The following is a 23,395-nucleotide window of genomic DNA, read 5'->3' on the forward strand; positions in this document are numbered from 1 at the left end:
TTCCCCTTTATGTCGTGAAACTAAGTTTCTGAATTCAATAATGAATCGTTATCTGAAGTTATGATTAAGATACGGCCAGACGGTTCGTTGCTCAAATTGATTGACCCAAACCTTCTGATAGGCCATACCTATAAAATTCAGTCGTAACGATTGATAGATACAAAAAAGGCCCGCAGTGCGGGCCTTTCTGTAAGTTTCACCGAATCGGGGAAACTTAGATCTTGCCAACCAGGTCCAGAGACGGAGCCAGAGTTTCTTCGCCTTCTTTCCACTTGGCCGGGCAAACTTCGCCAGGATGGTTGCGAACGTACTGGGCGGCTTTAACCTTGCGCAGCAGGTCGTCTGCGTCACGGCCGATGCCTTCGGCAGTGATTTCAACAGCCTGGATGATACCGTCCGGATCGATCAGGAAAGTGGCGCGGTCTGCCAGGCCCTGGCCTTCACGCATAACACCGAAGTTGTTGGTGATGGTGCCAGTCTGGTCGCCAACCATGTAGTAGTTGATCTTGCCGATGGTCTCGGAAGTGTCGTGCCATGCTTTGTGGGTGAAGTGAGTATCAGTAGATACAGAGAACACTTCTACGCCCAGCTTCTGCAGCTCTTCGTACTTGTCAGCCACATCGCCCAGCTCGGTCGGGCACACGAAGGTGAAGTCGGCCGGGTAGAAGAAGAAGATGGCCCACTTGCCTTTAACGTCGGCTTCAGAAATTTCTACGAACTCGCCCTGCTTGAATGCGGTGGCGTTGAACGGTTTGATTTCGCTGTTAACGATACCCATCTCAGAATAACTCCTGTCGGTTCATTTAACTGATGGTTTGGAAACGATGCACAAGATACGGGTTTGACCATCTGAGTGAAAATTGATTATTTCCAATCTCAGCATAGGCATAGCCTATATACAGCCATCAACTTCGGCTAAACATGGCGGCCAAAAGCCTTCCGGGCCTTCAGCCACCTGCCATTGATATGGGGCCTTAACCTGCAAGTTCAATCTTGCGGAAGTCCAGAATATTTTCTTTTGGTGACGTTTGGATGGCAGCCACCTCTGAACGTTTCCTGAGCAGTATATAACCAAAGCAACCAAAGTAGAGTGCAATGACCAGCGCACCCACCCACTGAATCCGCAGGAAATCCAGCTTGAACAACATGGTCAGCCCGACCATGGCCACCAGGTTGAAGAGCACATAATTCACCCGCCCCAGGCGTTGCGCCGTCAGGTTCAGGTTATCGGTGTAGAGCCGGATCAGGGAATCCAGGGAGTTGATGACCATCAACACGCCCACCGAGATCATGGCGATGTTGGTGAAGGCGGCAATCTTCAGCCCCTCCGCGTGATAGTAATAGAGCACGCTGAACCACACGCCAATGGCAACGGACGGCACGACCAGCATGGCAATCAGCAGCTGCCAGGTTTTGATACCACTCACGAAACGCGCGGTGAACTGACCAATCATGATGCTCCAGGCAAACCACCAGAACAGATAAAACTCGTGGTAGTCGTTGATGGGCAGGACAAAGTGATGGATGTTGGCAAAGTACTCACCGAGCATGCCGGCGGTGCCAAAGAAATCTGCCGGCGAGCCTTTACCCAGAACAAATGCCCGGAACCACATACCCGCAATCAGGGTAATGAAAAGCACACTGGAACCAACACTCAGAATGCGGATGTATTTGACCTTGGAGCTGGAATACACCGCCAGCGCAATGGACAGGAACACGATGATGTAGAACGCCGGCACCACCGATTCACCATCGCCCAGTTGCGGCAGATACCAGGGCAGATTCACCAACAGCAGGTAAGCGGTGAACGCGCAGGTGCCGATAATCACCACGTTGTTGACCAGCTTCACCATCGGAATCTCGAAGAACTTCACCCGCGGCTCAATGATGGCAAAGTAAAAGCAGGTCAGGAAATAGAAGCCCCAGATCAGGAAGGCCCAGAACCCGAACTCAATGGCCAGCGGGTTGGCAAAGGCGTATTCCGGGTTTTCAGAGACATTGCCGTAACCACCGAACTCGGTGAGAGGGAACATGATCAGCCCCACATCCAGACCGGAGGTGAACAGGATGGCAATGAAGGTCAGCGTGCGAACCGGCGTAACGCCGATGCACTGCATGTCCCACCACCGATACAGAATCAGGGCGATGGCGGCGAAGGTAAAGATCAGGCCTGTGGATAACCAGAGTGTCATGCGATCTCCCTCCGGTTGTTCCTTGTCATTGTAGTGCACAGCATGGGTGTTCCTCCTCTACTTTGTAAGCGCTGCTTCTTTCGAATCGGACACAAACCCAGGACTTGCCTATCAGTCGCCCGAAAACGGCGGGATGCCGTCGCGCTGATAGGGAAATCCTGAGGGCTTGCTACCCGGGCACCTTGCGTACCCGGGCCGGGACTGCGGTCGCTAGGCCAGCGACCGTTTCGCTTGTCCCGGACGTTGGCGCGCCTGCCATTGGTCATCCATGAAGACCGGCGCGTCCGAAGGTTGCAGGGGCTCCCTGCCCCGGATAAGGTCGGCTGCCCGCTCGGCCACCATGATGGTGGGCGCGTTCAGGTTGCCATTGGGTATGGTCGGGAAGATGGACGAATCCACCACCCGCAGATTCTGGATACCGCGCACGCGGGTTTCCGGGTCTACCACCGCCAGCGCATCAGTGCCCATCTTGCAGGAACAGGACGGGTGATAAGCGCTCTCCACCGCCTGGCGCACGAAGGCATCGATCTGCTCATCGCTCTGCACATCCACACCGGGCTGGATTTCCGCACCACGGTACTCGTCCATGGCCGGCTGGTTGATGATCTCCCGGGTCAGGCGCACGCAGTCGCGGAAGCCTTCGCGGTCGGCTTCGTGTTCCAGGTAGTTGAAACGGATGCGCGGGGCCTGTTTGGGGTCGGCAGATTGCACATGCACAAAACCCCGGCTCTTCGGCTTGTTGTGACCGATGTGGAGCTGGAAACCGTCGCCATCGAACGCTTCGCGACCGTCGTAGCGCATGGCCGCCGGCAGGAAATGGTATTGCAGGTCCGGCCACTCAACGCCGGCCTTGGAGCGGATAAAACCACAGGACTCAAAATGGTTGGTGGCCCCCAGGCCATCCTTGCGCAGAATCCAGCGCACCCCGATCTTGAGCTTGTTCCACCAGTCCAGTTTGCCATTCAGGGAGACCGGCTTCTGGCAGCGGAACTGGAAGTAGAACTCCAGGTGATCCTGCAGGTTCTCACCCACGCCCGGCAGCTCATGCTTAACCTCAACACCGGCCTGCTCCAGCACTTCGCGCTTGCCAATACCCGAAAGCTGCAACAAATGTGGCGAGCCAATAGAACCGGCCGACAGAATCACTTCCTTGGCGGCTTTGGCCTCATGCACCTGACCACCCTGCTCATAACGCACGCCGGTGGCGGTTTTGCCCTCCAGAAGGACCTTATGCACCAGGGCATGGGTGACCACCGTCAGATTCGGCCGCGCCATGGCCGGGCGCAGGTAGGCGTTGGCGGTGGACCAGCGGCGACCGTTCTTCACGGTCATGTGCATGGCACCAAAACCTTCCTGGCGGGCACCGTTGTAATCATCGGTCTCCAGATAACCGGCATCGACGCCGGCCCGGATGAACGCTGTATACAGCGGGTTGCGCATGTTATTGCCGTTGTTCACACCCAGGGGGCCGGAATTCCCCCGGTAGGCATCGCCGCCGAAGGCCCAGGTTTCCGCCTTCTTGAAATAGGGCAGCACGTTACGGTAGTTCCAGCCGTCGGCACCTTCAGACTGCCACTCGTCGAAATCCCGGGCATGGCCACGGACATACACCATGCCATTGATGGATGACGAACCACCCAGCACCTTGCCCCGGGGGCAATGCATGCGGCGATTGTCCAGATACGGCTCCGGCTCGGTCTCGAACTGCCAGGCGTACTTCTTGGTGTTCATGGGAATGGACAGCGCGGTGGGCATCTGGATGAAGATGCTCTTGTCACTGCCACCGGTTTCCAGCAGCAGCACCCGGTTTTCACTGTCCTCGGTCAGACGGTTAGCCAGCACACAACCGGCTGAGCCCGCACCCACAATGATGTAGTCGTATTGGTTTTCTTTCATACGCGTTCTCCTCTGTGGCCTGCGGGGTTAAAACGGGGCGTCGATGTCTTCCATGCCCACATACACCGACTTGACCTGGGTGTAGTGCGCAATGGTTTCGCGCCCGTTCTCACGGCCGATACCGGAGAGTTTGTAGCCACCCACCGGCATTTCCGCCGGCGAAGCACCGTAGCTGTTGATCCAGCAGATGCCGGCCTGGATCTGGTGAATCACCCGGTGTGCCCGGCGGATATCATTGGTGAACACACCCGCGGCAAGTCCGGTATCGGTATTGTTGGCCCGGGCAATCACCTCGTCTTCATCGCGGAAGGTGAGCACAGACATCACCGGCCCGAAGATCTCTTCCTTCACGATGGTCATGTCGTCGGTGCAGTCGGTGAAAATGGTCGGTTCCACGAAATAGCCGCCCTGAGAATCCTCCGGCTCAAAGGCCCGACCGCCGTGGCTGAGCGTGGCGCCTTCGGCCAGCCCTTTGCTGATGTAACCCAACACCAGTTCCTGATGCTTTTTGGAGATCAGCGCGCCGAAGTTGGTGTCCGGGTTCATCGGGTCACCGGCCTTGATGTTCTTGCGGGTGCGCTCCAGCAGGCGCTCGATAAAGCGCGGGTAGAGATCCTCGTGCACAAACACCCGGGTACCGTTGGTGCAGATCTCGCCCTGGGTGTAGAAGTTACCCACCATGGCGGCGGAGATGGCGTTCTCCAGGTCGGCGTCGTCGAAAATGATCAGCGGCGACTTGCCACCCAGTTCCATGGTCACGTCTTTCAGCGACGACGCGGCGGCGGCCATCACCTTCTTGCCGGTGCCCACCTCGCCGGTGAACGACACCTTGGCAATCTCCGGGTGATGGGTCAGCCACTGGCCCACTTCGGCAGCGCCCTGCACCACGTTGAACACGCCCGCCGGCACACCGGCTTCGATAAAGATTTCCGCCAGCTTCACCGCGCCCATGGGCGTTTCTTCGGATGGCTTGAAGATCATGGCGTTGCCGCAGGCCAGGGCCGGGGCCGACTTCCAGCAGGCGATCTGGATCGGATAGTTCCAGGCACCAATGCCCGCACAGATGCCCAGCGGCTCCCGGCGGGTGTAGTAGAAATCGCCACCCAGATCCTGCTGGTTACCTTCGATGGACGGTGCCAGGCCGGCAAAGAACTCAATGGCATCGGCGCCGGTCACCACATCCACAGCTTCCGCTTCCTGCCAGGGTTTACCGGTGTCACGCACTTCCACTGCCGCCAGCTCGTCGTTGCGCTCGCGGAGCAAGGCCACCGCTTTCAGCAGAATACGGCTGCGCTCAATGGCGGGTGTGGCGGCCCACTGGGCAAAACCGGCGCGGGCGCTCTCGATGGCGGCCTGTTGCACAGACTCATCCGCCACTTCCACTTCATAGATCACCTGGCCCGTAGCCGGATTCACCACCGGGAAGGTCTCGCCGGTGCTGTTGGCCAGAAACCGGCCGTGGACAAAGTTCTGAACCACAGGAAGAGATGCAGACATAGCGCGTTGGTAACCTCTGTTCGGTGTCTTCAGGCCTTGTGGGCCGTGGAATTCAAATTGGCTCAGGCGCCAGCCCGGGCCAGTGTCTCGTGGACAAACTGCTTGCACAGCCGCTCGCCGGCTTCAAAGCTCTCGGCCGGGTCCAGGCTCAGGGCACTGCGCAACCAGAACCCGTCGATCATCGCCGCCGTTTGCCGGGCCGCCGCTGTCGCCTCGGCCTGCGGCAGCACCTGCGCGAAGGAATAACGCAGGTTGCTGTACAGCCGGGCGTTGTTGATCTGCTGCAAACGCTTCAGCCCCGGCTCGTGCATTGAGCGGGCCCAGAAGCTGAGCCAGGTTTTCGCCGCCAGCGCCGAACGCTGGAACTCCGAAAAGTTGGACTCGATGATGCAGTCCAGCCGCTGGGCCGGGGAGCGATCGGTTTTCGCCATGCGCTCCCGCAGCTCCTTGCCTAACTGGTCCAGCAGGTAGCGCAAGGCGGCCTCAATCAGCCCCTGCTTGCCCCCGAAATAGTGGCTGATGATGCCGGACGACATTCCCGCCCGCTTGCTGATGCTCACGATCGTGGTGTTCTGCATCCCCAGTTCAGCGATGGACTCCATGGTGGCGTCGATCAGTTGCTGGCGGCGGGTGTCTTTCATTCCGACTTTCGGCATGGGCTTTCCATCCAATCTTTATTAATTGAACGTTCAATTAAATTAAAGGCTACAGAAACGTGACAGGGATTTCAAATTTGATCAGAAAACCACCACATCACCTCATTACACTGGATGCGTCTTCCACCAAAGGTTGCTGGCAACCGCCGGCCAGTCAGGACACAATCGGGGCAACCGCGAACAACAAGGAGCCACTATGAGTACCCTGCCCCAACTCACCGATGCCCTGCTGACTCTGGAAAACCGAGTGGCCACGCTCACCATGAACCGCAACGACCTGCGCAACGCGCTTACCGGCTCCCATCTGATCGACGATATAGTTGCCACGGCCGAGTGGGTAAACAGCTGCGAGGAGATATCCGTGCTGGTGATCACCGGTGCAGGCTCGGCCTTCAGTGCCGGGGGTAATATTCGCGATATGGCCGAACGGGGCGGGGACTTCGCAGGCGATCCGGCGGAATGCGCCGAGCGCTACCGAAAGGGCATCCAGCGTATTCCCCTGGCACTGGACGCCGTGGAAGTGCCAGTGATTGCGGCGGTGAACGGCCCCGCCATCGGCGCAGGATTTGATCTGGCCAACATGGCGGATCTTCGCCTGGCCGCAGACAACGCGAAGTTTGGCGAAACCTTCCTGAATCTGGGCATTATTCCCGGTGACGGCGGGGCCTGGTTCCTGCAACGCCTGATCGGCTACCAGAAAGCGTTTGAGCTGACCCTGACCGGCCGCGTGATCGACGCCAACGAAGCCAGACAGCTTGGTATCGTGATGGACGTGGTGCCTGCCGATCAGCTAATGGACGCGGCCATGACACTTGCCCGCAGTATCGCCCAGCAGCCCGCCAAGGCCACCCGGCTGACCAAGCGCCTGATGAAAATGGCCCAGCGCACGGAACTGCGGGATTTCCTGGATATCTGCGCCTGCTTCCAGGGCATGAGCCACAATGAGCCGGAACATCTGGAAGTGGTGAACCGCATGCTGGATACCCTGGCCCGAAAGCAATGAGGCAAACGCCCAGCCACGTTAATTACTTAGAAACCTGACACATTTTGCTGCATTAAAACCCACAACAACGGCTTTTCTCGCCCGCCAGCATTGCTAGACTGACAGAGTTAAGAAAACAACAAACAGTCTCGGGTTGACGAGCGAGGTCGGCTTTCGGTGAACCTGCTACACACGTGTCGCATTCTCCTGTTGTTGCTGCTTTTGTGCAGCCAGGCCGCCTTTGCCCGTTCAGCCACCGTCGTCATCGGAGCAGACCAACCTATCGCCAGCCAGTTCCAGTACTGGGAAGACAGCGATGGCCTCGCATCTCTGCAGGACGTGCTCTCACTGCCGGCCGGCGACTAGCAACACCAGCCCGACGGCAAAGCTACCCTTGGCATTACGTCATCGGCCTAATGGCTGCGCGTGCCCACAGAGAACGCCACATCGGCCGGGCTCAACCTGGTGGCCGAACTCGGCTACTCCCAGTTGGATGATGTCCGCTTCTACCTGCTGGACGGCTCGACGGTTCTGCGAACACTGGAAACCGGCGATGACCAGCACCAGAATACCGCTCCAGACCAACAGGCCCTTCAGCAAAACCGTCATCATTATCCGCCGTCCTTCCACCCGATAGCCTGCATCAAGTCGCCTTTGGTAAACCGGAGAACTCCGGCACATCGCCCAGCGCGCGATCCCAGGCTGCCCGGCTCGACGTGAAAAGATGCGCGGTAGGCACCCGGGAGAGCTCCGAGTCCAGACACCCGGCAGGCACTACCAGCAAACCCGGAATATGGGTGTTGGGCACTGCCGAACCACAGGTCCGGCAAAAACACTTTTGGTGCCGGGTGCCCGGGAGCGTAAAGGAGGCCACGGCCTCCTCACCCGACAGCCAGACCAGCCGGGCCGACTGGGAGAACAGGTTTGCCGCGTGGGCAGACCCGGTGTCCTTCTGGCAATACCGGCAATGACACAGGTAAAAGCTGTCGAAGTCTCCGTGCACCTCGAACTTCACGGCGCCACACAGGCAAGAGCCAACATAATCCGTCATCGCATTTCCTCCCATCAGTATTCAAGGTATCAACCGGTGTTCGCGTGCATGCAAAGCTTCGGCAAAGGCACCACCAACTGGCTGCATGGCGCAGGCTATTTTCTGATCGGCGGTGGCTGTGTGCTGCTCGGCCTGCGCCATGTAATCTACGATTTCCTGTCCATCGTGATTGCCAATATCGCAATCATTATGGGCGTTGTGCTGATTTACCGGGGACTGTTTCGTTTCCTGGGTATCACGCTGCGCCATGAGCGTTGGCTAAGCACCACACTGGTGGTCCTGCTTGCTGCTTTACTGTATTTCTATACCTTTCATATTCCAGATATAAATATCCGTATACAGGCCTTCTCTATGGTCTGTGCAGCGATCTGCCTGATCGGTGCCAGCGGACTGCTGAAACACCGGGACATCCGCAACCGCATGGTCGCCAAAATGCTCATCGCCATGTTTTTGCTGATGAGTAGCTTGTTTATTTTCCGCTTTTTCTGGTCGTTCTACGCCATACCGCCTCAAGATTTCATGAGGGCTGGGTTGCTCAGCGCCTTGACGATCATTGCCGGAGAACTACTGGTTATTCTGTCATCCTTCTGCACGATATGGATGGCGTCCGATGAGTTGCAGGATGAACTCTCCGAAATCGCCAGGATTGATCCTTTAACGGGGCTCTACAACAGGCGGGCATTCGACGAATGTTGTGACATTGAGTTCAGCCGTGCGCAGCGTTCAGGTGCGCCCTTCGCCATTATCATGTGCGACCTGGACCACTTCAAAAACGTGAATGACGAGTATGGCCATCATGTAGGCGATGAGGTATTGAGGCGCTTTGCCAATACGCTCAAAGAGCACATACGAAAGCATGACGTGGTGGCGCGTTTCGGGGGCGAAGAATTTGTTCTGCTGTTGCCTGGTAAAGACACCGAGCAGGGATTAGAGGTGGCGGAGAAACTCAGAGCCAAAACGGCAGACACCCAGATCACGATTGGTGATGATGTCTGTTTAACGCTCTCGGCCAGTTTCGGAGTGGCTCACTACGATTCCAGAGACCGCGAGTGGAGTGCCGTGCTGCACCGTGCGGACAACGCGCTGTACGCCGCCAAAAAACAGGGGCGTAACTGCGTTGTCGATCTGGCAACGAAAAACCCAGGCGAGGAATGCCTTTCGCGAACACCCACCGTCATTCGTATTTAACGGGACTTCCGGGCAATAAGAAAAAGGCGTCTCTGCTGCCCAAGCCCGACAGGCTTGCCATCATGGTGACCAGTACGGCATCCCGTAGCATCGAATAAAAAGCTGTGGTCAGGTCAACCGCGTTGGGAAACGGCTCCGCTTACGCTACTGGCTATCAATTCTACGAGTGTAGATCGTCCTGGTTCCAAAAACGGATTTCCGGTTCACTATTAGAAACGGGACAGTGGGGATCGCAGACAGGAGTATGAAAGTGCAAAAATCGTTGATGTAGGAGTTTGAACTGACCGGAATCTGAACCACCTCTCCAATGACCACCAAAAACACCAAAATCATGGCCAGATAATAGACCGGGCCGAACCGTAGATGAAGGATGTCGTCCGACTCACCTGCCTCACTCAAATTGGCGCTGCAAAAAGGACAGAGAAAGCCTTTCCGAAAACCCTGATCACCGCCATCAACAGCCTCTCCTGTAGGGAAGAAACGTTCACAGGAAACACAGAGATATTGCTCTTTCAAAGCTCACCATCCTCATGGTTGGCCTCAACTCACCAGATCTTACAAGATGGCTATGTCTTTGGACCGGCCTCGTTCCCGGTACTACTGTCCAACAGGAGGACTCTGAAGACACTGACGCTCAAAAACCGGACAATCTAAACTGATAAAAAGCGGTCAAACTTCGCTGTTGTTGACACCGGGAACGGGTTAAATGCCGTAGTCGCGCTCAACCCTCGCAATACGAACCCGAAAGGTGGAGTACCAGGTTTGGTGGCCAAGCCTCTGAGCTTCTCGGTGCTCTGCGTTCTTTTTCCAGTTGGTGATGGACTCCAGGCTCTCCCAGTAGGAAACGGTGATGCCTAATTCCTCACGCACCGATTCCATTCCCAGGAACCCTGGCTGGCTTGCAGCCAACTCAACCATCCTGTCTGCCATTGCCTCGTAGCCATTGTCGCCCTCAGTGCGATGGCTACTGAAAATAACCGCGTAATACGGCGGCTCAGGGGTTTTTGCTATCTCCGACATAGATCCCTCTGGCATTTAACGCCCGGCGTAACCGGCTGGCGTTGGAGCATCAGCGGACAATCACATTCGCATTGACGCCACAGTTAGGCACTTATTCATGAAGCCATGGCGCATAACTCAGGCCAATCAACACACCCTCGGGGCTCATAAACCGTGCCACCGTCTGCCCCCAGGGTTCAGTGCGGGTTTCATGAACGAATTCCTGCCCTCTTTCCTTCATCTCTTGCACGGCCGCCTCTACAGCCGCTGCATCCGGCAACTCAAATTCGATGGTCGCCGTCGGCTCCGGAATATAATCGGGCCATTCCTCCTGGCCAAAACAAGAGGTAGCTGCCATCGAAAGGGGCCATACTCCGAAATGGTTCGCTCCGGGGAATTTATCCATGAAACGATAGTCGTCCATCTTCTCCAGCGGCAGGCCCAGCGCATCCTCATACAGAGACGCACTGGCCGCAGGGTCTTTGGTTATGGACGCAAAACCTGAAATGCACTTGATTTCCATACAATCCCTCCGTGGTTTATGGAGCACTTTGAGCCAAGGGCTTCCCTAGCTATAGAAGGTGTTTACTGAAGTGGGGGAAGTCCAGCGTCCCGTTGACCACCTTGTTAACCCCTGAGTTCGAGGTCTTCCCGAATAACCTCGGGATGACGAAACGCAATCTCGATGAGCGCCTTTGCCGGCCCTGAAGGTTTACGTCGCCCCTGCTCCCATTCCTGTAACGTTCGCGGAGAAATATGGAGTACCTCGGCAAACTCCCGCTGTGTAAGGCCAGTCTTGCCACGCGCCTCTGCGACCTGATTTGGCTCCACACGACTGACGCGCGCAGCCTTGCCCGCTTTCATTTCTTTAACAGATTGGAGGAGCTTATTGCCAAGCTCCTCAGCACTCAGAGTCTCATTACTCATTTTCCAATACCTCACGAATCGACTTCAGGATATGCGCGGGTATGTTCTCCTTGACGGCCTTCTTGTAGATCACCAATAACCAGATCTCACCATTTGCCAATCTGGTGAAGTAGATGACTCGCACTCCACCACGGCTACCGCCGGAGTTATACGCCCGTGTTCGAGCCACCCCTGCTCCATGTTGGGGGCGTATAACTCCGCCCGCCCTGTTTTTCCTTTTCAAACTTATCAGAAGGTTAGCAACAATTTCCGGAGGCTGCCCGGGGTTTTGCGAACGCGTTCGTATAACTCCGGTTTTTAGGCTGGTTTTAGCTGTAGTGCGCGGCCCAGAGAATGGAAGTAGGTTCGGAGGGCGGCGTTTATCCGGTCGCGCTGTTCGCCCTGTGGGTAAAGCCCCAGGCGGGCTTCTTCACTCTCTTTGGTGCCCTTCACCAGAAAGGCGTTCTTCACTGCAGCGTCCTGGATGAAGGCTTCGAAGGCTCGGGCACAGAGTTCTTCTGGCTGGCTGTAGTAGTGAACGCCGGCGGCTTTGTCGGCTTTTGCGGAGTTCCGGAACAGAGGGCTGGGGTTTTGGCCGCTGTCGTCCAGCAGGATGGCCTGGTAACAGGCTTGCAGGCGCTGGTTCAGCGGGTGCTGGATGGCGTCCTGGCGGGTGAGCCATTGGCGCGAGGCGAACTGGCCCCGGGGTATGTTGGGGAACAGTTTGTCGCCGATGTAGTGGTCGAAGGCATGAAACCATTCGTGGGCGATGCTGCCGGGGCCGGCGTTTTTGGCCAGGGCGAAGCTGCGGGTGGCGGGGGTGTAATGGGCAGACACCCCCGGGCGGCCGCCAATGCCGTATTGCAGGGCCAGGGTACCGCGCAGGGAGATCAAGCTTTCTGTGCCGCCGAGGATGGTCATCAGGTCGCACAGGGCATCGTAGAACAGGGCGGCACTGCGCTGTTTTTCAGGCTCGGTTACCCAGCGGCCAATCTCGACGGATCGAAACTGGAACCGCCGGCGCACGTCTAGAAAGCTGACCGGTGCCCCGGCGCGGTGGTCGGGGCCGGTTCTGTAGAAGGGTCTGGGCATGGCGGCATTGTACGAAGGCGCAGGCGGCATGTCTCAGTTCAGGTGCTGCCGTTGGCGGCCAGCACCCGGTTGGCACATTCGCCGCCAGTTTCCAGGTCCGTCAGGTTGCTGAGTGTTGTGTGTGCAATGCTTTCCAGGGCGTTGCGGGTGAAAAACGCCTGGTGGCCGGTGATGACCACATTCGGGAATGTGAGCAAACGGGCGAACACGTCGTCTTTCAGCACGATATTGGAGAGATCTTCGAAGAACAGGTCGCTTTCTTCCTCATACACATCCAGCCCCAGGTAGCCCACCTGGCCGGATTTCAGGCCTTCGATGATGGCGGCGGTGTCCACCATGGCGCCCCGGCTGGTGTTGATCAGCATCACGCCTTTTTTCATTTTGGCCACGGCTGCGGCATCAATCAGGTGATGGGTGTCCGGGGTGAGCGGGCAATGCAGGGTCACAATGTCTGCTTTCCGGAACAGTTCGTCCAGGCTCACATATTCCGCGCCCAGCGTTTGCGCCTCCGGGTTGGCGTGCAGGTCGTAACACAGCACGCGGCAGCCGAACCCGCGCATGATGCGTACCACTTCCACGCCAATCTGGCCGGTGCCCACCACACCCACGGTGCGGCCCCGCAGATCGAACCCCAGCAGGCCGTCGAGCGCAAAGTTGCCATCACGAATGCGGTGGTAGGCCCGGTGGATCTGCCGGTTCAGGGTCAGGATCAGGGCGGCGGTGTGTTCGGCCACCGCATAGGGGGAATACGCCGGTACCCGTACCACGGCTATACCCAGGCGTTCGGCGGCTTTCAGGTCGACGTTGTTGAAGCCGGCGCAACGCAGGGCCACGGCCCGGGTGCCGCCGGCGGCCAGCTGTTCCAGTACGTTGGCGTCCACCTGGTCGTTCACGAACACGCATACGGCGTCGAAGCCTTTGGCCAGTGCCGCAGTGGCCGCGTTCAGGCGTGGTTCCAGGAACACCAGTTCATGCTGGTGGCTGGCCTGGTTCGCCTGTGCCAGGAACTGTTCGTCGTAGGGTTTGGTGCTGAAAACCGCCACTTTCATGGGATTGGCCTCATCCGGTCTGGGTGGGTACGGGGTTCTTCAAACATAAATCAAATGCCCGGCGGCGAGCCACCGCAATTTTGTTCAATACCGGTTACAAGGCTCCGGGCACACTGGGCGCCTCCGTTGGTTCACAGAGTGCTGATGCTATGAGTCTGTCCATTATCCTGCCAATGTCGGCCTTCGCCCTGGTGGCTTCGGTATCGCCGGGGCCGGTCAATCTGGTGTGCCTGAGCAGTGGCACGCGCTATCCGGTGTCTCAGGGCCTGGTGTTTGTCACCGGGGCCACTCTGGGGTTTATCGCGCTGTTTATGGCGGTGGGCCTGGGTCTGCACTCGCTGTTGGAACACGCGCCCGGGTTCGAGCGCTGGTTGAGCTGGGCTGGCGTCGCCTTCCTGCTGTACTTGAGCTATCAGCTGGCCACCGCCGATGGCCATCTCAGTGAGGATGAGGCACGCCCGGCCCCCGGCTTTGTCACCGGCGCCCTGATGCAATGGTTGAACCCCAAGGCCTGGCTTGCTTCGGTGGCGGGTATCAGTGCGTTTACCGAGGGCGGCGATAGCACCCTGCTCTGGCTGTTTGCGGGGCTGTATCTGCCCATTTGCTGGCTCTCTCTGGCCAGTTGGGTGTATGTCGGGGTCGGGCTTCGCCGGCTGGTGCAGCAGCCGCGAATCTTGCGCGGGTTCAACCGGGTTCTGGCGCTGTTACTTGCCGGAAGTTGCGTGTTCCTGTTGCTGGACTGAGGGCTGGCGATACTGGTTCGGGGTGGCCGCCACCACGCGTTTGAAGGTTCTCTGGAAATGCGCCTGGTCGGCAAAGCCGGCGTTGAGGGCGGCTTCGGCAATACTGGCACCGCGCTTCAGGTCGTTCTGACCATGCTGAACGCGGCGCCAGAAGATAGGTGTGCGAGGGTCGGTCATGGTGGTTGCCTCAAAGCGAATCGGCCAGGCCGGTGCGTATGGCACTAGCCTAGCAGAAGCTCATCCAATCAACCGCAACCGGTAACCCTTTATTGGCTTTCTGCCCTGGCAAGCAACTCATAAAAACTCACGTTGCGTTCCAGTGCCTGCCTGGCAAGGTCGCATCGTTCTCTTACCGCCACCTTGCCGGCTCCGGCTTCACAAAGCTTTTCCTTCAGCGCACTCACGCCAGGAACCTGATACCGTTTGGACAAGTAGTATTCATCGGCCACGTAGGCATCTGGCAGGTCGAGATCCGCGAGCCTGGACACTGCGTCGTGCATGAGCCGTTTTTTGTCGGTATCCGAGAGGCCAGATTGCTGGTCCAGAAACCGGGTGGCCTCACTGAGCACACTGAAACTGGCATCGGGTCTTGCGATGAAGGCTTCCGCCATTTCCCGGGCTTTTTGTTGCTCACCCCGGGCCAGCAGAGCACGAAACTTCAACAGTTGCAGATGGAGATTCTCGGGCTCGCTTGCCAGGGCACGGTCAACCAGTTGCGCGTAGTCTTTACTGGCGGGCGGGTAGGTGTGGATCGTTTTCAGGGACGTCACCGGCGCCAGGGCGTCGACATCGATCTGAAGGTCCGTAAACGAGCGTGCCAGTATTGCGCCATCCAGATCGTAGATCACCATCCGGACAATATTCCGACGCTCTTCCGATGACAGATACTCGCGACCGCCCATATCGCTGGCGACAGAAGAGAGCCATTTCTGGAGCTGGTTATCGCTGACTTCCGCCTCCTGTTTTCTGGCTTTCAAGGCAGCTACGGTCATCATCTCTTCGTAGGCACTGCCGGCTACGGGTATTCCCTCTTTGTCATTCTTGAGCTTGGTTAACAGCGCAATCATGGCCATTGGGCTGTATCGGGATTTTTCCAGAATCTTCACCGCCAACAAATCCGCTTCGGTTTCCTGCTGCCGGTTCCATTGGGTGAACCCTGCTGCCGCTACCAGGGCATCGGTCGATCCGCCCATCCGCAGGGTGGTCTCACGGGCTTTGTCGTCATTACCGAACAGGGAAATGGCCTGGGCCAGATCGGTTATGCCTTTTGTTGTGCTTTGCAGTTCATTCTTCTGGTGATGATTCAGCCATAGATGAGAGAGTTCATGGGCCAGCAGTGCGGCCACTTCATCACGGGTATCCAGGTATTCCAGGGTTCCGGCCTGAATAACAACGGTACCCTCGGGGTAGGTGAACCCGCCGAAACTGTAGCTCGGGCCCACCCGAACCTGACAATGGCAGGGTCCGCCGTACCAGTTTTCTGCCAGTTCCTCGGCAATGGCCTGCAATGCCGGGGTGACATCACGGGCATTCAATGGCGCCACGCTGTCGCTGCGCAAACGAACCGCATCTTCGGAAGGATCCTGCCCGGCCGCCTGGTACTGATCGGCCTGGACAACAAGCTCGTTGATTTGCTGCTGCCGCATCTCTTTGTTGGTGCTCCAGTCTTTCGACTGGTAAGGCGATGAGCTGCAGCCGATCAAGCCGAAACACACGGCGACTAAAACAAGCGCTGTTTTGTTATGATAGTTCATGGGCAGTCCTCCCCTACGCCACGGGCACTAGCCACCTGGTGGTCATCCGCAAACACCACCTGTGATTTATCGCAGTAAATAACCGGCTGTTTGGAATCGCTTGTAATCACCTCCGGAACAAACACCCGATAGGTGCCCCCCGGCCCTTCAAACAGGTACTGGCCCCGCTCCTTACCACTGATCGTGACGGGCAATTGCAAACCGAGCTCACGTGCCGGTACAAGCGAGCCATCCGGTTTGCTGACGAAGGCATTCTCCGGGTCATGAAAACCCTCAATGGACTGAGCCTCTGCCAAGGCCGAACTGCACAGCAGTGCAAGCAGCCAAAGCCATCGCTTTCCGTTCATTTTCCATCTCCTTTCTTTCTTTTCTGACTGCGATCAACAGTAACGGTGTCAAACCGATCAGCTCTGCCAGGAAGCCAGGGGTGCGGTGAAACAACAGTAAAACGCTGTAGAGCACACAAAGGCTGAGGACGATGATGATCAACTCAGCCAGCTCCACCGCCAACTCTGGCCATTCCGCTCGACGCTCGTCGCGCCAGCGCCATGCCAGAACCCAGCGCGCGAGCATGAGGATGAGAAAAAGGATCAGCGGCCAGGACAGCAACAGATCGACCGGAATGGTCCACCCTGGCAGGCCAATCCCGGCGAGATTCCATTCCACCCCGATCGGTTTCAGATAGTCCGCGCCGTAATGCAGTAGGTTGCGAAGTGCTTCGGCATGCAGATAAACGCCAGGCAACTGCCCCGCAATTGGTGGGTTAAACAGATCTCTGGCCGAGGGTAAAGACACACCCACAATCGCAATCCGATTATGCAGGGGCATCTCGGTGAAGAAATCATCGCAGTTTGGCGCCAGGCAAAAGACATCCCGAAGGGTGGCAGTCGGCACCGGCGGGCATGGCTTGGCACCGTTGTTACTGACGGATTCTGCGCGAAGGATATTCCTGGCCCAGTGCCAGAGTGAGCTAAATCCGCCATTGTTTTCGGGCGTTGCACGGCAATCCAGCGTTGAGGTGATACGCTGCGCCGGCATTCCCCAACTGAGATGCATACCGGGAGGCTGGGGTACCATCCAGGCCTCCGCTGCCTTCGATAGATCACCGCAAGGCCTGGACCGCGGTTGCTGGCAATAGATCTCATATCCGGCAACAGCCAGCGTTGGAACCTCACCGTATTCAGGCAGTGCTCGCCTTATCGGATAGTGTGAGCCATAGCCGGACCAGCCAACCAACCCGATATCAGAAGCCGCTGCAATGAGTGGCTGAATTGAGGGTTCAAGGTGGCCCGGATGTTCACCAGCACTCATGACCAGGGCCAAACCCGTGTGCTCCCGAAAGTACTGCAATCGGGCCACAAGTAGCGGAAAGCTGTCATCCAACTGGCGCGCACGATAGAAGGTGATGTCGAGAATAATCGTGCCATACCCCAGGCGGCGAAGGGCGTCGATCAGAACCAGGTGGTCGCTGTAGGCCAGAGGCCAGTCATTGGCGCTCAGGTAACCATTTTCTTCGTGGGAGAGCCGGCGGATGGAGGCGTCATCAATCAGAATGACATCGACCAGGTCGGCACCGCTGGTCGTCACCGCCTGATCATAGAACGGTGAAAACAGCCGATCAAATCCGTCACTGATCGCTTGGGTGCTTCTTGAGCTGATGCCAAAAGGATCGGCAAAAACAAGAAAATAGCCCACCACCAGGAGCGCCCAGTGGCGGCGAATCATTCCGGCTAGCGATGTGCCTGCATGTAACGTCTGCACTCTGGCCTCCGCACGGGGATGCAATCCCACGCTGCCCGCACTGCGGAAGCGAGCAAGTTATGAGTACTTACTCACGCAACAATCAGGCCTATCCTCAAAAAACGGGGTTGATCTGGTCACTTAATATACAGACTAAATACGGCTCTAACCGGTCGCTGTAAAGAACCCTGACAGGTGCCCGGCTCATACTGCGGACACCTGCCGACGCTATTACCACTCCAGCTGCGCGCCGGTCTGATACTCAATCACCCGGGTTTCGAAGAAATTCTTCTCCTTGCGCAGGGTGGCCTGCTCGTCCAGCCAGGGCGACACGTTCTTCGCCCCCGGGAACGGTTCTTCCAGGCCCACGGTACGGGCCCGGCGGTTGGCCACAAAGCGGAACTGTTCGCTGTGGTATTCCGCCGAGTAACCCAGGATCGGGTCCCGCAGCACGTAGTTGGCGTAGGCCATTTCCGCGGCTTCGGATTCGTCCCACATCTCGCGTACCGCTTTCGGGTCCAGGGTGATTTTCTCTTCCTCGAGAATCTGGTTCACCACTTTCAGGCCGAAGGAGAAGTGCATGGCTTCGTCCCTCAGGATGTACTGCAACTGTTCGCCCGTGCCCCGCATCAGGCCCCGGCGCTGCAGGGCGAAGATGGGGCTGAAGCCGTTGTAGAACCAGCAGCCTTCGAACACGGCGGCGAAGAACAGGTAAGACATCACGAAGTCCTGCAGCTCATCCGGGTTGCGCAGGTTCATGTCGGAGCGCATGGCGGCGTCCAGCCGGCGGTTGGCCAGCTGGATTTTGCCGTTGATCTCCGGCACCACGCGGTAGCGGTTGTAGATCTCGCTCTGGTCCAGGTTCAGGGTTTCGATGCAGTGCTGGTAGGTCCAGGTGTGCAGCGCTTCCTCGTACACCTGGCGGGCCTGGTAGATCTGCAGTTCCGGCGCGCTCATCTTTTCCATCACCGCCAGGCCGATGTTGCGCATGGCGAGGATGTCCGAGGTGGTCAGGTACGCCAGCACGTTCTCGTACACGTGTTTTTCCGCCGGCGTCAGCCGGTGGTGGTAGTCGTGAACGTCCTGCGCCATGTTCACATCCAGCGGCGTCCAGTGGTTCTTGTTGGCGTTCATGAAGTACTCCCAGGCCCAGGGGTACTTGAACGGTGCCAACTGGTTGATGTCGGTCTCACCGTTAATCACCCGCTTGTCGTCGACATTCACGGGCGCCGGGCCGCCGGTGGCGGCGGCAGCGGTTTGCGCTTTTGGTTCGTCGTCCCAGTCCAGCATGTGGGTGCCTCCCAAATAAGTAAATGGTTACTGACAAGCTTCGCAGTCGGGATTGTCGATGCTGCACACCTGCGGCTGTGGCGCCGACACCGGCGCGGTCTTCTCGGCGCCAGTGGCGCCCAGGGAGCGCAGGTAGTAGGTGGTTTTGAGGCCACGCTCCCAGGCCAGCTGATACAGGGCATCCAGCTTCTTGCCGCTGGGCTCGGCCATGTACAGGTTCAGGCTCTGGGCCTGGTCGAGCCATTTCTGACGGCGTGAGGCGGCTTCCACCAGCCAGCGGGCATCGATCTCAAAGGCGGTGGCGTAGCGGGCTTTGAGTTCGGCGGGAATGCGGTCGATCTGCTGCACGCTGCCGTCGAAGTATTTCAGGTCGTTCACCATCACGTTGTCCCAGAGGCCTTCGGCCTTGAGGTCGCGGACCAGCGAGGGGTTCACTACGGTGAACTCGCCGGACAGGTTCGATTTCACGAACAGGTTCTGGTACGCCGGTTCGATGGACTGGGACACGCCCACGATGTTGGAAATGGTCGCGGTCGGGGCAATGGCCATCACGTTGCTGTTGCGCATGCCGTTTTTGGCAATCAGCTCCCGCACCGGGGTCCAGTCGAGGCGGCTGTTGGTGTTCACCGAGAGGTCACCCTCACGGCGAGCATCCTTCAGATTCTGAATTGAATCGATTGGCAATATACCCTGGCTCCATAGCGAGCCTTCGTAGGTGTCATAGGCACCCCGCTCACCCGCCAGCGTGGCGGAGGCACGCAACGCGAAGTAGCTGAGTTGCTCCATGGCGACATCGGCAAATTCCACCGCTTCCGGGCTGGAGTACGGCAGGCCCAGCTGGTACAGGGCGTCCTGGAAGCCCATCAGGCCCAGGCCCACTGGGCGATGCTTCAGGTTGGAATTGCGCGCCTGCGGTACCGCGTAGAAGTTAATGTCGATGACGTTATCGAGCATGCGCACGGCGGTGTTCACGGTGCGCTCCAGGCGCGTGACGTCCAGCTCGCCATCCCTGATGTGGGCAGCCAGGTTCACCGAGCCCAGGTTGCACACCGCAATCTCATCGGCGCTGGTGTTCAGGGTGATTTCGGTACACAGGTTGGAGCTGTGCACCACGCCCTGATGCTGCTGCGGGGAGCGCAGGTTGCACGGGTCCTTGAAGGTGATCCAGGGGTGACCGGTCTCGAACAGCACAGTCAGCATCTTGCGCCACAGCTGTTTGGCCGGAATTTTCTTGAACAGCTTGATCTTGCCCTGCTCGGCCAGGGCTTCGTAGTGCTGGTAGCGCTCACGGAAGTCGTTGCCGTACAGGTCGTGCAGATCTGGCACATCGCTGGGGGAGAACAGGGTCCAGTCGCGGTCTTCGCGCATGCGCTCGATCAGCAGATCCGGCACCCAGTTGGCGGTGTTCATGTCGTGGGTACGGCGACGTTCATCGCCGGTGTTCTTGCGCAGTTCCAGGAACTCTTCGATGTCCAGGTGCCAGCTTTCCAGATAAGCACAGACCGCGCCCTTGCGCTTGCCGCCCTGGTTCACCGCCACGGCGGTGTCGTTGACCACCTTCAGGAACGGCACCACGCCCTGGCTCTGGCCATTGGTGCCCTTGATGTGGGAGCCCAGGGCCCGCACCGGGGTCCAGTCGTTGCCCAGACCACCGGCCCATTTGGACAGCAGGGCGTTATCGCGAATGGCCCCGTAAATGCCTTCCAGGTCGTCGCCTACCGTGGTCAGGTAGCAGGACGACAGCTGGGAATGCCGGGTGCCGCTGTTGAACAGGGTGGGCGTGCTGGCCATGTAATCGAAACTGGACAGCAGCTCATAGAATTCGATGGCGCGGGCATTGGGGTCGTCCTCACGCAGTGCCAGGCCCATGGCCACCCGCATGAAGAACACCTGGGGCAGTTCCAGGCGGGCCTTGTTCCAGTGCAGGAAGTAACGGTCGTACAGGGTTTGCAGGCCCAGGAAGCCGAACTGGAGATCCCGCTCCGGTTTCAGGGCGTTGCCAAGGCGTTCCAGGTCAAAGGCCGCCAAGGCTTCGTCCAGCAGTTCGTAGCGGATACCGGCGTGAACAAAGGCGCTCAGGGCCTGTGGATAAATCTCTGCCAGCGGAAGACTGCGGGGCAGGTCCAGGGCTTCCGCTGTTTCCAGCCGGAGCTGTTCCAGCAGCAAGCGGGCGGTTACGGCGCTGTAGTCGGGTTCCCGTTCAATGCGACCCCGGGCAGTCATGATCAGGGCAGACAGCACTTCGGTCTCTTCGATGCCGTCGTAGAGGTTGCGCAGGGCGTCTTCCACCAGCGAATCGCCGTTGATGCCGTCCAGGCCGGTGGCGGCCTGTTCCACCTGCTGCTTCATCAGGCCCAGGTCCAGCGGGGCGATGCTGCCATCGGCTTTTTTCACGGTCAGGTGCGGGTGCGCTTCCACCGGCTCGTCCACGGCGCGCTGGCGGGCGTGTTCTTCACGGTACAGCACGTAGGCCCGGGCCACTTTCTGTTCTTCGGCCCGCATCAGGGCCAGTTCCACCTGGTCCTGGATGTCTTCGATGTGCACCTTGCCACCGGCTTTGAGGCGGCGGCTGATGGCCTGCACTACCTGTTCGGTAACCCGGTGCACGGCGTCGTTGATGCGGGCGGAACCGGCTGCCTGGTCCCCTTCCACCGCCAGGAAGGCTTTGGTCACCGCGACACTGATCTTGGCCGGGTTGAAACTCACCAGGGTGCCGTTTCGTTTGATAACTTGCAGGGATTGGGTATCGGTCGCGGGGGCCGGGGGTTCGGCAATGGCAGTGGCTGTCATGGTGCTCTCCTGAATTCGCGTTGGTTCCGTTTCACCCTCGCGAACGCAGTGGCACACCTTGCCCCGAATACGGGCAGGCCTGACCAATCTGCTCACCCTTGAATCGCGAAGGTGCAGTCCAGAAACCCATGGGGGGCTTCTGATCCCTGGCAGGTCTTCGGACTCAGGGGCGTGAACCTTTCAGCTCTGCCTAACGTGGCGACTTCCCGGCTTGCGCCAGTGTCATCTTGCCACGCTCGTTCCCCAATACCGCTGCGCGTCAGTTCCGGATTCTCACCGGATTCCCGACTACCCTGCGATCAAGATGATCAGAGTTTGATCACAATATATGGTAGTTAACCAAGGACCCGGTCACTATATAGGGCCGAATACACCAAGACAAGGCACTTTTTGCAACAGAGCCTGTCCATCTCCAGACCACCGGATTTGAGGAATGAATGTGAGAATTTCGCTGCTTTTGGCCAGTACCCTGATGCTCGGTCTCGCCGCCAGCCCGGTGTGGGCAGACACAGACCGGCTAACCCGGTTCTCCACCATGACCTCACTGGAGGACGGCTGGGAACCTCTGACCTTTCCGAACATCGAGACGCACACCCGCTACACCCTGGACACGGACGACGGCCAGCAGGTGGTCCGTGCCGACGCAGACGCCAGCGCTTCCGGGCTGATTGCCCGTGTTGAGCTGGTGCCCGGCGACTCGCTCACGCTGTCATGGCGCTGGAAGGTGTCGAACATCTACGAAGCCGGCAACGCCCGCGAAAAGTCCGGTGATGACTACCCTGCCCGCATCTACGTCGCCTTTGAGTTTCAGCCGGACAAGGCCGGCTTTTTTGAACGGGCCAAGCGCAAGACCGTGGAAGTGCTGTTCGGCGAGACCCTGCCCGGCAACGCCCTGAACTACATCTGGGCCAATCAGCTACCGGAGCAGAGCATGGTCGCCAACGCCTACACCGACAAAACCATGATGATTGCTGTCAACTCCGGGCCGTCGCGGGTGGGCGAATGGGTGACCGTTACCCGGGACCTGGTGGCAGATTACCGGCAGGCCTTCGGCGAAGAACCGCCCGCCATTGTGGGCGTGGCCATCATGACCGACGCCGACAACACCGGCGAGCAGGCCACGGCCTGGTATGGCGACCTCACCCTGGAGCAAAACCGCTGATCGGCCATAAAAAAAGGCCCCTCAAGGGGGCCAAACACGTGAAAGCAATGGTCAGTGGCTGATCATCCAGGGCCGCATGGACGGGAACATCTTCTTGCCGTCGGCGGTGTAGAACAGCATGTGTTTACCGTCCGACTTTTTCTTGCAGCCACAACTCTTGCGGTGCTCGGCGTCCCGGGCCCGCTGGTCGGCGGTGGAGATGATGGGCTCATGGCTCGCCTTCTCATTCCGCGCCTCCGCGTTGCGGCGGGCCGGGTCCATGGCCAGGAGCTCCGGCGGCAGCACAATCACCCGGGGTGACAGCGCCTTGCAGGTGGGGCAATGGGCCGGATTACCGGCTTCGGCCATGGCGCCCAGTTCCTGGAACAGCCCGTGTTCCCGGCATTTGTAGTCGTACAGTGGCATGGC

At 58.5% G+C, this 23,395-nt stretch carries 26 protein-coding genes and 1 riboswitch; of the genes, 6 read left to right on the top strand and 20 right to left on the bottom strand.

The features are described from left to right. Positions 1-214: 214 nt before the first annotated feature. The 5 genes from ahpC to betI form a co-directional block, all read right to left on the bottom strand. Entirely contained in the window at positions 215-778 is a 564-nt protein-coding gene (ahpC, locus tag JIF53_RS04630; protein ID WP_011787240.1) for an alkyl hydroperoxide reductase subunit C, read from the bottom strand. Between the two features lie 196 nt (positions 779-974). Then, entirely contained in the window at positions 975-2,192 is a 1,218-nt protein-coding gene (locus JIF53_RS04635) for a choline transporter (protein ID WP_023008745.1), read from the bottom strand. 210 nt (positions 2,193-2,402) lie between these two features. Further along, on the bottom strand, positions 2,403-4,088 hold the full coding sequence (betA, locus tag JIF53_RS04640) for a choline dehydrogenase (RefSeq protein WP_199451934.1): 1,686 nt from the start codon (positions 4,086-4,088) through the stop codon (positions 2,403-2,405). 27 nt (positions 4,089-4,115) lie between these two features. Further along, complete coding sequence (gene betB / locus JIF53_RS04645; protein WP_199451935.1) at positions 4,116-5,585, bottom strand: betaine-aldehyde dehydrogenase; 1,470 nt, start codon at positions 5,583-5,585, stop codon at positions 4,116-4,118. A gap of 62 nt (positions 5,586-5,647) precedes the next feature. Further along, a complete protein-coding gene (gene betI / locus JIF53_RS04650; protein ID WP_023008748.1) occupies positions 5,648-6,241 on the bottom strand; it encodes a transcriptional regulator BetI in 594 nt (197 codons plus the stop codon). A 196-nt stretch (positions 6,242-6,437) separates the two neighbouring features. Between betI and JIF53_RS04655 the strand changes: the two genes are divergently transcribed. The 3 genes from JIF53_RS04655 to JIF53_RS19400 all read left to right on the top strand — a co-directional run bounded on the left by JIF53_RS04655 (position 6,438) and on the right by JIF53_RS19400 (position 7,943). Beyond that, positions 6,438-7,244: an enoyl-CoA hydratase-related protein gene (locus JIF53_RS04655; protein ID WP_199451936.1), complete on the top strand. Its 807-nt coding sequence runs from the start codon at positions 6,438-6,440 to the stop codon at positions 7,242-7,244. 156 nt (positions 7,245-7,400) lie between these two features. Further along, positions 7,401-7,589: a hypothetical protein gene (locus JIF53_RS19395; RefSeq protein WP_226538070.1), complete on the top strand. Its 189-nt coding sequence runs from the start codon at positions 7,401-7,403 to the stop codon at positions 7,587-7,589. Between the two features lie 99 nt (positions 7,590-7,688). Next, the gene (locus JIF53_RS19400) at positions 7,689-7,943 is read left to right on the top strand and encodes a hypothetical protein (RefSeq protein WP_264766288.1); all 255 of its coding nucleotides are present in this window, start codon (positions 7,689-7,691) and stop codon (positions 7,941-7,943) included. On the opposite strand, the gene JIF53_RS04665 is transcribed toward JIF53_RS19400, so the two are convergent. Then, on the bottom strand, positions 7,867-8,274 hold the full coding sequence (locus tag JIF53_RS04665) for a GFA family protein (RefSeq protein ID WP_153739668.1): 408 nt from the start codon (positions 8,272-8,274) through the stop codon (positions 7,867-7,869). The genes JIF53_RS19400 and JIF53_RS04665 overlap by 77 nt on opposite strands. Before the next feature lie 48 nt (positions 8,275-8,322). On the opposite strand from JIF53_RS04665, the gene JIF53_RS04670 reads away from it, so the two are divergent. Then, positions 8,323-9,462 (top strand): GGDEF domain-containing protein, encoded by a 1,140-nt coding sequence (locus JIF53_RS04670; RefSeq protein WP_227548770.1) that lies wholly within the window; start codon positions 8,323-8,325, stop codon positions 9,460-9,462. A 144-nt stretch (positions 9,463-9,606) separates the two neighbouring features. On the opposite strand, the gene JIF53_RS04675 is transcribed toward JIF53_RS04670, so the two are convergent. The 7 genes from JIF53_RS04675 to JIF53_RS04705 form a co-directional block, all read right to left on the bottom strand. Continuing rightward, positions 9,607-9,978, bottom strand: coding sequence for a hypothetical protein (locus tag JIF53_RS04675; RefSeq protein WP_199451937.1), 372 nt, complete (start codon positions 9,976-9,978; stop codon positions 9,607-9,609). A 186-nt stretch (positions 9,979-10,164) separates the two neighbouring features. Further along, positions 10,165-10,482 carry an antibiotic biosynthesis monooxygenase family protein gene (locus JIF53_RS04680; RefSeq protein ID WP_153739670.1) on the bottom strand — a complete coding sequence of 106 codons (318 nt, stop codon included), beginning with the start codon at positions 10,480-10,482 and terminating at the stop codon, positions 10,165-10,167. A 91-nt stretch (positions 10,483-10,573) separates the two neighbouring features. Continuing rightward, positions 10,574-10,984 (bottom strand): VOC family protein, encoded by a 411-nt coding sequence (locus tag JIF53_RS04685; RefSeq protein WP_153739671.1) that lies wholly within the window; start codon positions 10,982-10,984, stop codon positions 10,574-10,576. Positions 10,985-11,088: 104 nt separating this feature from the next. Continuing rightward, entirely contained in the window at positions 11,089-11,388 is a 300-nt protein-coding gene (locus JIF53_RS04690) for a helix-turn-helix domain-containing protein (protein WP_153739672.1), read from the bottom strand. Further along, positions 11,381-11,557: a hypothetical protein gene (locus JIF53_RS04695; protein WP_199451938.1), complete on the bottom strand. Its 177-nt coding sequence runs from the start codon at positions 11,555-11,557 to the stop codon at positions 11,381-11,383. Before JIF53_RS04695 ends, JIF53_RS04690 begins: the two co-directional genes overlap by 8 nt. 128 nt (positions 11,558-11,685) lie before the next feature. After that, positions 11,686-12,459 (bottom strand): CLCA_X family protein, encoded by a 774-nt coding sequence (locus JIF53_RS04700; protein ID WP_199451961.1) that lies wholly within the window; start codon positions 12,457-12,459, stop codon positions 11,686-11,688. A 38-nt stretch (positions 12,460-12,497) separates the two neighbouring features. Further along, on the bottom strand, positions 12,498-13,508 hold the full coding sequence (locus JIF53_RS04705) for a 2-hydroxyacid dehydrogenase (RefSeq protein WP_011787254.1): 1,011 nt from the start codon (positions 13,506-13,508) through the stop codon (positions 12,498-12,500). Between the two features lie 149 nt (positions 13,509-13,657). Here JIF53_RS04705 and JIF53_RS04710 point away from each other — a divergent pair, with 149 nt between their 5' ends. Next, positions 13,658-14,251, top strand: a complete 594-nt coding sequence (locus JIF53_RS04710; protein WP_031209933.1) for a LysE family translocator — start codon at positions 13,658-13,660, stop codon at positions 14,249-14,251. Here JIF53_RS04710 and JIF53_RS04715 read toward each other — a convergent pair. The 6 genes from JIF53_RS04715 to JIF53_RS04740 form a co-directional block, all read right to left on the bottom strand. After that, positions 14,213-14,428 carry a helix-turn-helix domain-containing protein gene (locus JIF53_RS04715; protein ID WP_416234181.1) on the bottom strand — a complete coding sequence of 72 codons (216 nt, stop codon included), beginning with the start codon at positions 14,426-14,428 and terminating at the stop codon, positions 14,213-14,215. The genes JIF53_RS04710 and JIF53_RS04715 overlap by 39 nt on opposite strands. Positions 14,429-14,517: 89 nt before the next feature. Then, a complete protein-coding gene (locus JIF53_RS04720) occupies positions 14,518-16,005 on the bottom strand; it encodes a M48 family metalloprotease (RefSeq protein ID WP_199451939.1) in 1,488 nt (495 codons plus the stop codon). Further along, entirely contained in the window at positions 16,002-16,301 is a 300-nt protein-coding gene (locus JIF53_RS04725) for a hypothetical protein (RefSeq protein ID WP_014423113.1), read from the bottom strand. Before JIF53_RS04725 ends, JIF53_RS04720 begins: the two co-directional genes overlap by 4 nt. After that, positions 16,279-17,766, bottom strand: a complete 1,488-nt coding sequence (locus tag JIF53_RS04730; RefSeq protein ID WP_199451940.1) for a CHASE2 domain-containing protein — start codon at positions 17,764-17,766, stop codon at positions 16,279-16,281. Before JIF53_RS04730 ends, JIF53_RS04725 begins: the two co-directional genes overlap by 23 nt. 210 nt (positions 17,767-17,976) lie before the next feature. Next, a complete protein-coding gene (locus JIF53_RS04735) occupies positions 17,977-19,035 on the bottom strand; it encodes a ribonucleotide-diphosphate reductase subunit beta (protein WP_022990159.1) in 1,059 nt (352 codons plus the stop codon). Positions 19,036-19,062: 27 nt separating this feature from the next. Continuing rightward, complete coding sequence (locus JIF53_RS04740) at positions 19,063-21,825, bottom strand: ribonucleoside-diphosphate reductase subunit alpha (protein ID WP_199451941.1); 2,763 nt, start codon at positions 21,823-21,825, stop codon at positions 19,063-19,065. Between the two features lie 130 nt (positions 21,826-21,955). Continuing rightward, a riboswitch (cobalamin riboswitch) is annotated at positions 21,956-22,153 on the bottom strand. A 144-nt stretch (positions 22,154-22,297) separates the two neighbouring features. Between JIF53_RS04740 and JIF53_RS04745 the strand changes: the two genes are divergently transcribed. Next, a complete protein-coding gene (locus JIF53_RS04745) occupies positions 22,298-22,987 on the top strand; it encodes a DUF3047 domain-containing protein (RefSeq protein WP_081496595.1) in 690 nt (229 codons plus the stop codon). A 51-nt stretch (positions 22,988-23,038) separates the two neighbouring features. On the opposite strand, the gene JIF53_RS04750 is transcribed toward JIF53_RS04745, so the two are convergent. Continuing rightward, positions 23,039-23,392, bottom strand: coding sequence for a zinc ribbon domain-containing protein (locus tag JIF53_RS04750; protein ID WP_011787260.1), 354 nt, complete (start codon positions 23,390-23,392; stop codon positions 23,039-23,041). Positions 23,393-23,395 lie beyond the last annotated feature (3 nt).

The sequence above is a fragment of the Marinobacter sp. bablab_jr008 genome, from assembly GCF_016464145.1.
Taxonomy (GTDB): Bacteria; Pseudomonadota; Gammaproteobacteria; order Pseudomonadales; family Oleiphilaceae; genus Marinobacter; species Marinobacter nauticus.

Excerpts from the sequence above, each read along its gene's own strand:
- ahpC (WP_011787240.1), bottom strand. The coding sequence starts at position 778 with ATGGGTATCGTTAACAGCGAAATCAAACCGTTCAACGCCACCGCATTC.
- JIF53_RS04635 (WP_023008745.1), bottom strand. The coding sequence starts at position 2,192 with ATGACACTCTGGTTATCCACAGGCCTGATCTTTACCTTCGCCGCCATC.
- betA (WP_199451934.1), bottom strand. The coding sequence starts at position 4,088 with ATGAAAGAAAACCAATACGACTACATCATTGTGGGTGCGGGCTCAGCC.
- betB (WP_199451935.1), bottom strand. The coding sequence starts at position 5,585 with ATGTCTGCATCTCTTCCTGTGGTTCAGAACTTTGTCCACGGCCGGTTT.
- betI (WP_023008748.1), bottom strand. The coding sequence starts at position 6,241 with ATGCCGAAAGTCGGAATGAAAGACACCCGCCGCCAGCAACTGATCGAC.
- JIF53_RS04655 (WP_199451936.1), top strand. The coding sequence starts at position 6,438 with ATGAGTACCCTGCCCCAACTCACCGATGCCCTGCTGACTCTGGAAAAC.
- JIF53_RS04665 (WP_153739668.1), bottom strand. The coding sequence starts at position 8,274 with ATGACGGATTATGTTGGCTCTTGCCTGTGTGGCGCCGTGAAGTTCGAG.
- JIF53_RS04670 (WP_227548770.1), top strand. The coding sequence starts at position 8,323 with ATGCAAAGCTTCGGCAAAGGCACCACCAACTGGCTGCATGGCGCAGGC.
- JIF53_RS04680 (WP_153739670.1), bottom strand. The coding sequence starts at position 10,482 with ATGTCGGAGATAGCAAAAACCCCTGAGCCGCCGTATTACGCGGTTATT.
- JIF53_RS04685 (WP_153739671.1), bottom strand. The coding sequence starts at position 10,984 with ATGGAAATCAAGTGCATTTCAGGTTTTGCGTCCATAACCAAAGACCCT.
- JIF53_RS04690 (WP_153739672.1), bottom strand. The coding sequence starts at position 11,388 with ATGAGTAATGAGACTCTGAGTGCTGAGGAGCTTGGCAATAAGCTCCTC.
- JIF53_RS04700 (WP_199451961.1), bottom strand. The coding sequence starts at position 12,459 with ATGCCCAGACCCTTCTACAGAACCGGCCCCGACCACCGCGCCGGGGCA.
- JIF53_RS04705 (WP_011787254.1), bottom strand. The coding sequence starts at position 13,508 with ATGAAAGTGGCGGTTTTCAGCACCAAACCCTACGACGAACAGTTCCTG.
- JIF53_RS04710 (WP_031209933.1), top strand. The coding sequence starts at position 13,658 with ATGAGTCTGTCCATTATCCTGCCAATGTCGGCCTTCGCCCTGGTGGCT.
- JIF53_RS04715 (WP_416234181.1), bottom strand. The coding sequence starts at position 14,428 with ATGACCGACCCTCGCACACCTATCTTCTGGCGCCGCGTTCAGCATGGT.
- JIF53_RS04720 (WP_199451939.1), bottom strand. The coding sequence starts at position 16,005 with ATGAACTATCATAACAAAACAGCGCTTGTTTTAGTCGCCGTGTGTTTC.
- JIF53_RS04735 (WP_022990159.1), bottom strand. The coding sequence starts at position 19,035 with ATGCTGGACTGGGACGACGAACCAAAAGCGCAAACCGCTGCCGCCGCC.
- JIF53_RS04740 (WP_199451941.1), bottom strand. The coding sequence starts at position 21,825 with ATGACAGCCACTGCCATTGCCGAACCCCCGGCCCCCGCGACCGATACC.
- JIF53_RS04745 (WP_081496595.1), top strand. The coding sequence starts at position 22,298 with ATGCTCGGTCTCGCCGCCAGCCCGGTGTGGGCAGACACAGACCGGCTA.
- JIF53_RS04750 (WP_011787260.1), bottom strand. The coding sequence starts at position 23,392 with ATGCCACTGTACGACTACAAATGCCGGGAACACGGGCTGTTCCAGGAA.